Source organism: Clostridium oryzae, assembly GCF_002029235.1.
GTDB lineage: Bacteria > Bacillota > Clostridia > Clostridiales > Clostridiaceae > Clostridium_AE > Clostridium_AE oryzae.
This window is the reverse complement of sequence record NZ_MZGV01000013.1, coordinates 37,959-50,426: the sequence shown is the minus strand read 5'-3', so window position 1 is coordinate 50,426 and position 12,468 is coordinate 37,959. Positions and strand designations below refer to the sequence as shown.

11 protein-coding genes are annotated in these 12,468 nt (G+C 34.7%); 2 read left to right on the top strand and 9 right to left on the bottom strand.

The genetic code is table 11. From position 1 onward, the window contains the following. Window positions 1-168: 168 nt before the first annotated feature. Window positions 169-996 carry a sugar phosphate isomerase/epimerase family protein gene (locus CLORY_RS08080; RefSeq protein WP_079423093.1) on the bottom strand — a complete coding sequence of 276 codons (828 nt, stop codon included), beginning with the start codon at window positions 994-996 and terminating at the stop codon, window positions 169-171. A gap of 64 nt (window positions 997-1,060) precedes the next feature. Continuing rightward, window positions 1,061-2,050: an SIS domain-containing protein gene (locus CLORY_RS08075; RefSeq protein WP_079423091.1), complete on the bottom strand. Its 990-nt coding sequence runs from the start codon at window positions 2,048-2,050 to the stop codon at window positions 1,061-1,063. A gap of 176 nt (window positions 2,051-2,226) precedes the next feature. Between CLORY_RS08075 and CLORY_RS08070 the strand changes: the two genes are divergently transcribed. After that, a complete protein-coding gene (locus CLORY_RS08070) occupies window positions 2,227-2,943 on the top strand; it encodes a GntR family transcriptional regulator (protein WP_079423089.1) in 717 nt (238 codons plus the stop codon). A gap of 319 nt (window positions 2,944-3,262) precedes the next feature. Here CLORY_RS08070 and CLORY_RS08065 read toward each other — a convergent pair whose 3' ends face one another. After that, a complete protein-coding gene (locus CLORY_RS08065; RefSeq protein WP_079423087.1) occupies window positions 3,263-4,231 on the bottom strand; it encodes an acetylxylan esterase in 969 nt (322 codons plus the stop codon). Between the two features lie 332 nt (window positions 4,232-4,563). On the opposite strand from CLORY_RS08065, the gene CLORY_RS08060 reads away from it, so the two are divergent. Beyond that, entirely contained in the window at window positions 4,564-5,289 is a 726-nt protein-coding gene (locus CLORY_RS08060) for an AraC family transcriptional regulator (protein ID WP_079423085.1), read from the top strand. Window positions 5,290-5,482: 193 nt separating this feature from the next. Here the strand turns inward: CLORY_RS08060 and mgrA are convergent, their stop codons facing one another. The 6 genes from mgrA to CLORY_RS08030 all read right to left on the bottom strand — a co-directional run bounded on the left by mgrA (window position 5,483) and on the right by CLORY_RS08030 (window position 12,349). After that, entirely contained in the window at window positions 5,483-6,469 is a 987-nt protein-coding gene (gene mgrA / locus CLORY_RS08055; RefSeq protein ID WP_079423082.1) for an L-glyceraldehyde 3-phosphate reductase, read from the bottom strand. Window positions 6,470-6,520: 51 nt separating this feature from the next. After that, window positions 6,521-7,681 (bottom strand): lactaldehyde reductase, encoded by a 1,161-nt coding sequence (gene fucO / locus CLORY_RS08050; protein WP_079423080.1) that lies wholly within the window; start codon window positions 7,679-7,681, stop codon window positions 6,521-6,523. Window positions 7,682-7,705: 24 nt separating this feature from the next. Continuing rightward, window positions 7,706-8,524 (bottom strand): rhamnulose-1-phosphate aldolase, encoded by an 819-nt coding sequence (gene rhaD / locus CLORY_RS08045; protein ID WP_079423077.1) that lies wholly within the window; start codon window positions 8,522-8,524, stop codon window positions 7,706-7,708. Between the two features lie 9 nt (window positions 8,525-8,533). Continuing rightward, on the bottom strand, window positions 8,534-9,790 hold the full coding sequence (rhaA, locus tag CLORY_RS08040) for an L-rhamnose isomerase (protein ID WP_079423075.1): 1,257 nt from the start codon (window positions 9,788-9,790) through the stop codon (window positions 8,534-8,536). A 15-nt stretch (window positions 9,791-9,805) separates the two neighbouring features. After that, the gene (gene rhaB / locus CLORY_RS08035; protein ID WP_079423073.1) at window positions 9,806-11,209 is read right to left on the bottom strand and encodes a rhamnulokinase; all 1,404 of its coding nucleotides are present in this window, start codon (window positions 11,207-11,209) and stop codon (window positions 9,806-9,808) included. Between the two features lie 183 nt (window positions 11,210-11,392). After that, window positions 11,393-12,349, bottom strand: a complete 957-nt coding sequence (locus CLORY_RS08030; protein ID WP_079423071.1) for an AraC family transcriptional regulator — start codon at window positions 12,347-12,349, stop codon at window positions 11,393-11,395. Window positions 12,350-12,468 lie beyond the last annotated feature (119 nt).

The window sequence follows — 12,468 nt, the reverse complement described above, 5'->3', positions numbered from 1 at the left end:
CCTAACTCTTAATATCCACAAAATACTCTTATTATATTGTTTCTGTTGCCTTCTTATCTTAATTCATTAACTTCAAAATATATTTTGGTAAAATACATAATTTCCTTAAGACATAAAAGAGCGGTGTCTTTTTAGGCACCGCTCAAGGAAGTCTGATATTTAAACTCTTCAGATACGCTCTTTATACCAGTTCATCGCCTGTTTCATAGTTGCTTCAGGATCCATAATATATCTACGATCCAATATTTCAAGGCCTAAATAACCCCTATAATCAATATTTTTTAACGTCTGCAGCACCTTATCCAGATTTAATTTTCCATCTCCAGGAATAAGATGTCCACCAGGATTTCCGTCAACAAAATGAACATGTGCCAAGTTCTCCTTGCCCAGCATACTTACAAAGGTATCAAAAGTATCAACACCAGTAGTTGCTATAACATCAGTATCTGCTAATCCTTTAAGCATAGGGCTGTTAACCTCACGCAGCAAGCGCAAAAGTTGGCTTGCTTCATTGCATATATGTGTCGTAAATTTTGTGAATGGTTCTAGGGCTAAAGTCACACCTTCTGTTTCTGCTTTTCTACAAATTTGGATAAACGCATCTACGCACCAGCCAAATGCATCTTCAGGATCAATATCTAAATAAGCAAATCCCGTAGAAACCACCATCTGATTACAGTCAAGTCTAACTGCAGCCTCAATATGCTGTTTAAAAAATTCTATAGTCCTGTCTCGGTATTGCTTATCAGGATGCGAAACACTTATAGCATATACACATTGTTCCGGAGTGAAGCATGCAAGTTTTAGATGATGTGCTTTTATTGCTCGTTTTAAATTATCAAGACCATCCTTATTAAAATCCTCTAAGTGTAAATGTGGTCCTGATGCCCATAGTTCTATAGCATCAAACCCTAATCTTTCTGCAGAATTCAAAAAATATTCTAAAGTATAGCGCTTGTAATGATAATTAGCCGCGCAAAGTTGTGAACAATCCATAACCTTATCCTCCCTAAAAATTGATTTCCCTATCCTAAGCTAGAAATCATCTCTCACATACATATTAATACTCAACCTTCCACATATAACGACGAGTAGTTAATGGATGCTCACGCACTGCAGCCAATGCTTGGTTATATACCGGATAAACATTGTTGAAAAGAGAATGGTTGAAGTAGTCAACTACAGAAGTATCAATTGTGGAAAGTCCAAGATCCTTTGCATCCAGAATTTCAATACGTTTTGCATAGGTATTTAAAAACTTCAATGCACGCTCATCCAGTGTACGAGTAGAACCTTCTGAAATCTGAATTACAAATGGAATGTTTGCATCTGTGATTTCGAATGGTCCATGGAAATATTCACCGCTGTGAATGCTGCTAGAATTAATCCACTGCATTTCCATGAAGATACAGATGCTTTCCATATATGCTGCGCCGTATCCTGCACCACTTGCCATAGTGTAAATTACTTTGTCATCTTTATGAGCTTCTGCAAATATCTGTGCTCGTTTCTCTACATGCTTACATGCATTCTTTACAATACGATTAATCATACCAACACCCTGCAGGAATTTATCATAATTCTCATATCCTTCTGTCTGTTTCAGCAGTTCAACAGCAACAAGCAGTCCGCATATAGTTTTTTCTCCTGCAATATCTTTTTCATCACCAAACGTATAACGTACAATGTAATCACCATACTGAATAATTTCAGACTCTTGGAACCAAGTAAGAATGATAACAGTTGCTCCCATCTTCTTTCCAAGTGCTGCTGCTCGGATGGTCTCTGGTGTATTACCTTTGTGGCATGCAAGGCAGATGATAGAGTTCTCTCCAAAATCTTTCGGTGTGCTGTGAACAAATTCATTACTGTTGATCCATGCAGACTTGATACTTGTACATTCCTTTTCCATAAAGATCTTAGCTGGATAAAGAGCTCCTAATGAACCCCCGCACCCAACAAAATAAAGTGATTTTACTCCGCCTTTGTCTTTCTTCTCTTCTAGAATTTTCTCAATAATCTTCTTTATATCTGTGCTCTTGTATTCCATTGTCTTATTCTCCTTTTAATATGTGTATTTTATTGTTTCATTATTAAGATAATACATTATGATACATTTTGTCAATACGTATTTTGAATTTTTTAATATATACAATGTTCCTTAAATGTATTATAATTAATCATAAATATCGGGCATAAATATTGATAAGAGGATGGAATATTCATATGAAACTAGATAATACAATAGCAACTCCCTTGTATAAGCAGCTAGAGGAGATGTTACGAAAAGAAATTGAAACTGGAGAACGTCCAGCTGGAAGCAAAATTCCAACGGAAAACGAATTAAGCGAACAGTACAATGTAAGCCGTGTAACAGTTCGAAAAGCTCTGACCAAGTTAACTAATATGGGGTATCTAGACCGAAAATCTGGAAAAGGAACCTTTGTTGCCGAAAAAAAATTGCAGCGTGGACTTTCAAATAGAGTTATCGGTTTTACAGAAATGTGCAATTTGATGGGAGTAAAGCCTGGTGCAAGAATCATCAAAATCGCATTAGAAGACCCTTCTCCGAAAGAAGCGGAATTATTGCATCTAAAAACAGATGAAAAAGTACTTGTGCTTGAACGCATCCGGTATGCAGATGATAAACCAGTTATTTTAGAATTAAACAAATTCTCTGAATCTTTTTCCTTTTTATTCAATGAGAATTTCAACGATACTTCTTTGTACCAAATTCTCAAAGAAAAGCATAATATTATTTTTAATCATTCTTCAAAAACACTTGATATTATATTTGCTTCCTCCAAAGAAGCAAAAGCTTTAAATATTTCCAAAGGTTATCCTCTCTTAAGGATAGATAGCGTTTTACAAGATACAAATAATGATATATTTAATCTTTCTCAGCAACTTTGTATTGGTGATAAGTTTAAATTAATTGTTTAATGGCGGAGTTTTATACTTAACCAAAGATATCAAGAAGGTTTACGCGCAGACTTCACAGCTTTAGTTTTCTCCGTCATATAAAAAGTCTGCAAAATCCTACGCTTTCCTGGAACATAAAAAAAACAGCCGGAAAGTGGGGGACCAACCGACTGCATGTTCTATATTAACTATTTTAAAGGGGATGTTTCTTTCTTATGGTTATATTGTAAACGATATTTATGACTTTTATGTGTACATTTTGAGTATTATTTGTTAATTATAAAAATAATGAGGAACCTCAATTCAGCACAGCTGAATTTCTACCTTGACTTTACTCTCTTTATTCTTTCTTAATAAGTACTTCATCTCCTACAAACTTTAATTTTATCTCATTGTGATACTCTCCTCCGCCTTCATGTCCATTAAAGGGATATATTTTTATATACTTTTCTCCTTTAATTCTGTTATATGTAGCAAAATAAAGTTTTCCAGGACATATATTGTCTTTCAGTCCTACAGAAGCTAGTACTTTACAAGTAATTTTATCAGCCATATTCATCGTATCAAAATAACTTAGAGTCTCAAATGCTTTTTCTATCTTATCGGGATAATGCTTAAGATAATCCGTCACACTGCTGAATGATCCAAAAGCTCCTTCAACCCTCTTCTGAATATTACTGTTACTTGGCACATCTGCCAAAGCTAAATACGGTCTTGAATCTAACGCACATACAGCCATAGTTAAAGCCCCTCCCTGACTGCCGCCTTCAATAATAATCTTGCTCTGATCCACTTCTTTCTGCTCACAAGCAAAATCAATAGCCTTAAGGCAGTCCATATAAACAGCTCTATAGTAATATTCCTCCTTATTAAGAATACCTTTACAATTTAAGTTGGTAGTATATCCATTTGTGTACTCAGCACTATTACCAGTTTGTCCACTTTGATCTCTGCAATCCACAGAAACCACTGCAATACCCATCATGATCCACTGCATAAAGTCGGCTGGTTTTCCGCAGTTTCCACTGAAACCGTGATAGTGAATAAGACAAGGATATTTCTCCTTTTTGCTCAAGAAATTAGGCACAAGGTATAATCCATGTATCCTTGTTTCATCAAAACCATTATATGTAATAGAATATGCTTTCACATAAGGACTCGGATAATCATACACCTCCTTTTTTATATTCATTGGAATAGATTTAGCTTTACTTATTGTATTTTCCCAAAACTCATCAAAGTCTTCTCTTTTTGTAAGCTCCGGAAGGTAAGTATACAAATCTCTAGATATATCATCTATGTAGCCCAAATTAACATCTCCAATCTCCGATTTTATATAGTATTTCGATATTTAAATTGTAATACTATTTTTTATCCAATTCTATCTATCTGGTTTAAATGCTAATATAATACATCCTATAGTTATTTTTTTATCTAGCTTTACGTACACGCCACCATTTTTACAAACAATACAAACCTTTATATTGTAATGCTTATATTAAAGTGTTAGTCTACTTATATATAAGTTAAGTATTGCGTGTAAATTTAAGGTTGCTGTATTTGATTAATAGTAAAATTTTAACACATACAATGTATAATTTAATTCTTTATAGGTAAACGCTAAAGGAGAGCTGATTTTGTATGGGAAACATTCATAATTCTAATATGATTAATAATCTTGACTTAAAAATGTATTACTGTGGTACTCAAGCCTGTCCTTCTAACCATTCTTGGGGCCCAGCTATAAAAGAACATTATAAAATTCATTACATACACAGCGGTAAAGGTATTTTCAAATTTAACGACAAAACCTACCACTTAGAGAAAGGTCAGGGTTTTCTGATCTGCCCTAATGTTGTTTCTTACTACGAAGCGGATAGTGTAGACCCCTGGGATTATTCTTGGTGTGCCTTCGACGGATTTAATGCTGATAGTTATCTTAATAGAGCTAATCTAAGTATCGACAATCCTATATTTAACTACAATAAAAATGACAAATTGAATGAATGCTTTAAGCAAATGATGGAAGCTATCTATGTCAAAAAAAGTAACGATTTAAGACTACAGAGCCTGCTTTACCTATTTTTAGCTATAATAATAGATGAGTCTGATGAAACTGCAGCCTCAAATTTACGCTCAATAAACAAAAATATGTATGTAAGCAAGATAATCGAATTTATACGGCTTAACTATTCTCATAAAATAAAGATTGGTGAACTTGCTAAACATATTGGTTTAGATAGAAAGTATATGTCATCACTCTTTAAAAGCGCAGTAGGAATTACTCTGCAGGATTATTTAATCAATTTTAGATTAAACAAAGCTAACGATATATCTCCTAAAGAATATCGAAACCAAAAGGGTTAAGACATCAACAATTTCTATTTTTGCTGATTCCTTAACCCTCTCTTTTTCATGTTGATTTCCTTTTTTACATTCCTACTAGATGTTTCAACAGTTTCATCACTATTATATAGATGTATTCTCCCTTAACCAACTAAAGCCAAAGTCTCCAAGCCCAATCTGAATAACTTTCACAATAAACATCCCCTAACTGCTATTAGCTATTTAATATTGTTTCTATCTTAGTTAGTTCATCCTCTGAAAACTGGAGATTATTTAATGTAGCTACATTTTCTTCAATCTGACTTACTCTGCTGGCTCCTGTAAGCACTGAAGTTACATGTCCTTTCCTCAAAACCCAAGCAAGTGCCATCTGAGCCATACTTTGGCCTCTTTCCTTCGCTATTTCGTTCAGAAGTTTAACCTTCGCCACATTTTCTTTAGTTATACTGGACTTTATCCAGGCATTATGTGCTGCTCTTGAATCCTTTGGGATGCCATTTAGATATTTATCAGTAAGCAACCCGCTTGCTAGAGGACGGAAAGCTATCATACCTACTCCTTCTTCCTCTAACACTTGCTGAAGCCCATTCTCAACCCATCTGTTAAACATCGAATAATCAGGCTGATGTATCAGACATGGAGTGCCTAATTCCTTAAGTATTTTTACAGCTTTCTCAGCTTCTTCTGCTCCATAGTTTGATATACCTACATACAGCGCCTTACCTTGTCTTACTATAAAATCAAGTGCAGCCATAGTCTCTTCCAGAGGAGTTTCTGGATCAGGTCTGTGATGATAAAATATATCTACATAATCTAAGCCCATTCTCTTTAAACTCTGATCTAAGCTTGCTACTAAATACTTCTTTGAGCCCCAATTACCATATGGTCCCGGCCACATATCAAAGCCAGCTTTAGAAGATATAATAAGTTCATCCCTATATTGTTTTAAGTCTTCTCTAAATATCTTTCCAAAATTCTCTTCAGCTGAACCATATGGTGGTCCATAATTATTAGCTAGGTCAAAATGAGTTATGCCCAAGTCAAAGGCTTTATGCAGCATGCTCCTCATATTGTCCATAGTGTTGTTGTGCCCGAAATTTTGCCATAATCCTAACGAGATGGCTGGCAGCTTTATTCCGCTTCTTCCACATCTGTTATATATCATTTTAGTATATCTATTTTCATCTGCTATATAAGTCATTTTTTTAACCTCCTTTTGTATTTATATAAAGCTTACCACCATTTTTATATCTTATTTAAAAGCTATCTTATAGATTTCAAGGATTTCTTCTTCAGAAGTATCTCTTGGATTTCCCGGTGTACAAACATCAGCAAAGGCACTCTTTGCAAGCTTTGGAAGATCCTCTTCCTTAGCTCCAATCTCTATTAAGGTCTGAGGAATTCCTATCTTCTTTGATAACTCTTTTACTGCATCGACAGCTGCTTTTCTGTACTCTTCCTGACTCATGGAATCAACATTTTGAACTCCCATCTGGCGGGCTACTTCCCTATATTTATCTCCTGTCGCTGGGGCATTATACTCCATAACGTATGGAAGAAGAAGTGCATTTGCTACGCCGTGAGGTGTATCATAAAAAGCACCAAGTGAGTGAGCCATTGAGTGAACTATTCCTAGCCCAACATTTGAGAAGCCCATACCTGCGATGTACTGAGCAACTCCCATAGCTTCTCTTGCCTGCATGTTTTTAGGCTCAAAAACTGCTGTTTCAAGGTTTTTAGCTATAAGCTCTATTGCTTTTAATTCAAAGGTATCAGTAAGTACCCAGGCACCTTTTGTTATATATCCTTCAATAGCATGCGTAAGTGCATCCATACCAGTTGATGCTGTAAGTCCTTTTGGCATAGAAGACATCATTTCAGGATCTATAACAGCAATGATTGGAATATCCTTAGGATCTACGCATACCATCTTCTTAACTGCTTTTTCATCAGTGATTACATAGTTTATTGTAACCTCTGCTGCAGTACCTGCTGTTGTTGGAATAGCTATTATAGATACTGACTTATTCTTTGTTGCAGCAACTCCTTCCAGAGATACTACGTCTGCAAATTCTGGATTATTTATTATGATACCAATAGCTTTTCCGGTATCCATTGAGGAACCGCCGCCAATAGCAACTATGAAATCCGCACCGGATTTTTTATAGCTTTCAACTCCAGTTGTAACATTTTCTGTAGTTGGATTAGGTTTTACATTATCGTAGATTTCAAAAGGTATGCCTGCTTCTTCTAATTTAGCTGTTACCTTCTGGGCTACATTGAATTTTATGAGGTCCTTATCTGTTACTACAAAAGCTTTTTTAAATCCTCTGTTTTTAATTTCGTCTGGAATGACACCTATCGCTCCCTGTCCAAAATATGAAGTTTCATTAAGCACTATACGGTTTACCATTAATACCACTCCTCGTTAAATATATTAGCCCAAAAATTTTTCGGGCAAACTAACATTAAAATCTTTTGCCAGATCTCTGAAATTATCCGAAGTTATAGTCTGCTTCTTTCCTCCCATGGATAATACCTTTACTAAGATTTCTGCTGATTTTTCAGCTGTATCCATAAGACCAAAAGCCAAATCCATTGTCTCCCCAGAAGCAAAGGTTCCATGATGTGCCCAGACTACTATGTCAAATTCCTTCATAAGTTTGCTGGTTTCCTTAGCTATGGCAGCTCCGCCAGGAACCATCCACGGAACTACACCAACACCAGAAGGAAATACAACTGGGCACTCTGTAGCCATTTCCCAAAGCTCTCTCGTAAATACCTTGCTATCTAAGGGTAAAACAAAGGTTAAAGCAATAATATTTGTAGTATGTGAATGAAGAATAACCCTGTTCTTCCCATTAGTTACTTCCTTCTTCACAGAATGACTCATGAGATGTGATGGAAATTCACTAGTTGGTCTTGCACCATTTATAAGTCCCCAAACCACTTTATAGTTTTTACCTTTTTCATCAATTTTAGCAATTCCAATATTTGCTTCCGGATCCAGTATAACGTTTCTCATATATTTTCCACTGCCAGTAACAAGGAAATATTCATTAGCTAAGTTAGGAACTGATACCCCTATAGGAGTACACTCAGAAGTTTCATTAATTAATTCCTTTAATTCTGCTACTTCCTCATCTTTTATTCTATAAGAAAAGTTTCCGCCATTGCGCTCGTGCCATCCTTTAAGCCATGCATCATGCGTAATCCTAACAAAATCCTTAACAAACTTTAATTCTTCTACTTTCATCTGTACGCCCTACTTTCTTTTTGATAATACTTCTTTTTCGTATGCTTTTACTTCTTCTAACCACTGCTCTTTAACTGGTGTATTGTTGATTTGGCAGTAATAATTCCATATGTCGCCTAACGGATATGTCTTAAACTCCTCCATTAAGACCAATCTCTCAGTGAAGTTTCCTTCGTCCTGAAGCTGCTTTAACTTTTTATTAGGCATTAGCATAGCTGATAGAAGTGCCTTTATCATATTTCTTGTTCCAATAACCCAAGCTGCTATTCTGTTGATACTTGCATCAAAGAAATCTAACCCTATAATTACTCTATCTAAAGCATCATTTCTTACTATCTCTTTTGCAATTTCTTTAAGTTCATCATCCAAAACTATAACGTGGTCGCTGTCCCATCGAACCGGTCTGCTTACATGTAAAGCAACCTTATTTGAGAATAAGAGCATCGCTGAAAGTTTGTCGGAAACCATTTCTGTAGGGTGATAGTGACCTGTATCAAGCAAGGATAAGATGTTGTTCTTAGCTGCATAATTTATATAAAACTCACTGGAGCCTACTGTGTAGGATTCTGCTCCTAAGCCAAATACCTTCGACTCTACAGCATCAAGATTATATTTATTATCAACTTTTACCTTAAATATTTCGTCTAAAGCATCCTTTAGTCTCTGTCTAGGTCCTAGTCTATCACTTGGAATATCTTTGTAACCATCTGGTATCCAAATATTCGTCAGGCAAGGTTGTCCTAATTCTTTTCCAAAATATTCTCCAATTTTTCTGGAAGCTATGCAGTGCCTTATCCAGAAATCACGGATATCTTTATTAGGATGAGAAAGTGTTAAGCCATCAGCAGCCTTTTCATGTGAGAATATAGTAGGGTTGAAATCAAGTCCTAGACCTCTCCTTTTCGCCCATTGAACCCAATTTGCAAAATGTTCTGGCCTTAATTCATCTCTTTCTACCTTTTCTTCACCAGTTTCTGCATATATTGCATGTAAATTAACCTTGTGCTTTCCAGGAATAAGGCTTAATGCTTTATCTAAATCAGCTCTCAGCTCAGCCGCATTTCTAGCTTTTCCCGGGTAATTACCCGTAGCTGCAATACCTCCGGATAATTCCTGGTTGCTGTTCTCAAAACCTGTAACATCATCTCCCTGCCAGCAGTGTACAGATATTTTTACGTCTTTAAGCTTATCTAAAACCTTTTCTACATCTATTCCCCATTTTTCATATTCGTTTTTTGCCGCTTCATATTTTTCCCTTATATTCATAATTCTACCTCCATTCTAGCGTTTTATAAACGTTTTTATGTCAAAGGATTGTCTAATTAATTTTCTTACCTCACCTAAATCTTTAATAATGCCTAGACTTATAAGTTGAGCTGCAATATTTCCTATGGCTGTTGCCTCTGCAGGTCCTGCAAGGACCTCCTTTTCAGTTACATTTGAAACTATTTGATTTAAAAGATTATTTTGGCATCCACCTCCGAAAATGTTAATTCTTTTGAATTGCTTTTCAAACACTTCTTCTAATGAAGTCACTGCTTTTTTATAACTATATGCCAGACTGTTAAATACACAGAATGCTATTTCTCCAACTTCTTCCGGAACCTTTTGAGCAGTTTCCCTGCAATAGTTCCTAATTTCTTCTATCATGTTGTCTGGCTTTAAAAACCTATCGTGATCTACATCAATAACTGATGGGAAATCCATGTATTCTCTTGCTAAATCCACTAGTTCCGCAAAAGAATGTTTATTATTTAAATTTCTCCTAACTTCTTGTATTATCCAAAGCCCCATAATATTCTTCAAAAACCTGTACCTATAATCTATTCCACCTTCATTAGTAAAATTATAATTCATTGCCTGCGGAACACATATCGGAAAGCGGTTTTCAACTCCTATTAATGACCAAGTTCCCGAGCTTAAATAAATACTATCACTGTCATTACAAACTGATGCTATAAATGCTGACCCTGTATCATGCGTAGCTGTAAGTATAACATCCATATCAAAGCCAAATTCTTCTACAAGTTCTTTTCGCAATCCTCCCAAATTTGTTTTAGGCAGTTTTATCTCTTGGAACATGTCCTTATTGATGCCATATTCCTGTAATATATTTTCATCCCAAACTCTATCAAAAGAATTAACCAATTGCGTAGTTGACGCATTTGTGTATTCATTCACCTTTTTTCCCGTAAGCAGATAATTTAAATAATCTGGTATCATTAGAAAAACCTTTGCTCTTTCTAATATTCCCTTGTTTTTATTCTTTATTGCTAAAAGTTGATATAATGTATTAAATCGTTGAAACTGAATACCTGTGTATAGATAAAGCATATCCTTAGGTATCTTTTTAAAAGCCTCTTCCATCGCCCCTTCCGTTCTGTCGTCTCTATATGCTACTGCGTTGCCTAAAATATCATCATTTTTGTCTAACAGAACAAAATCAACTCCCCAAGTATCAATTCCTATACTTTGGGGTACCTTACCCATTTCTTTACACTTCTTAATACCATCTTTTATTTCGTTAAATAATCCTTTAATGTCCCAGCAATATTCATCACCTAATTTGCTTATGCCATTTTGAAATCTGTATATCTCTTCAATTTTCAGTTTACCTTCATGAATGTAACCAAGAATATGTCTCCCGCTCGAAGCGCCAATATCAATCGCTAAATGGTACTCCATTATTTATCACCTTTCCTGTTATCGTTTACTCATCATGATAATTATATTTCTTAAGCATATGATTTTTAATATCTAAATCAATTATATTTTTTATCCTTATTTGCAAGAAAAAAAAGATGGAAGTGATTTTCACCGACTAAAAAATGCCTTCTCCAATCACTTCCCACTCTAATGCCAAAAGTTTTAATGATCATTATATTTTCTTGGTGTTACACCATACTTCTTCTCAAATATCTTATAAAAATATGTTGGATTTTCGTAACCAACACATTCAATAATCTCTGATATAGAATAGCTGCTTATTTTTAATAATTCTATAGCTTTACTGAGTCTTTTTTCCTGAAGCAATTCCTTAAAAGTCATTCCCGTATGTTTTTTAATCAATTTGCTCAACTTATAATTAGGCTGCTTAAGCTTCTCTGAAATTTCCGCTAAAGTAGCTTTATCATAATTTTGGTCAATATATTTAAACACGTTTATTATTATCATCTTCTCATAATTATTAGTTGAATAAACTTCTATGTTATGAGAATTTCTTGAAAGCTCTACCAGCAATAAACCAACTAAAAGCTTTATGGCGGCAGTACTCAATATAGATGGTTCATATAATTCGTTAATTATCCTCTCCAGCAAATTCTGAATTTCTTTTTTCTCTGATACCTTAAAATACAAATATTCTCCAGCATCATAATCTCTATATAAAGTTGTTATCAGAAATTTACTTATTACATTTTGATCATCTAAAAGCATTAACATATAATCAAAAAACTCTGGTCTGATAATAAAATTTATTATTATATCGTCTTCGTTTGAAGCTTTTATTTCATGAGCAATATACTGATTTAAAAAAATGATTTCACCTTTTTCTAATCTTATTTTTCTTCCGCCTATTATTTGAGTTAAAGACCCTTGATATACATAGTTAACTTCAATATAATTATGGTTATGCTCTGGGAAGTCAATAAATCTAGTATGTTTCCTAATATCAATCAGCTGTCCCTTAGGAAGAAGTTTATTGCTATCTATAATAAACTTACCAGCATCCGTGTACAAACTTTTATTAACTTCGCTCTCTCCATTTAAAATTCTTATTTCTTCCTCCGTTAATGCAGTCAATTTATCATATATATCAGCCTTCATAATCTTATCTCCATCTTTATAGAACTACTTTTTTATATCATTAACATATTCTATCATCATTATAATAAAAAAATCGGCCTGACTCCAATCAATACTGAAGCCAGACCGTTATTTTACGA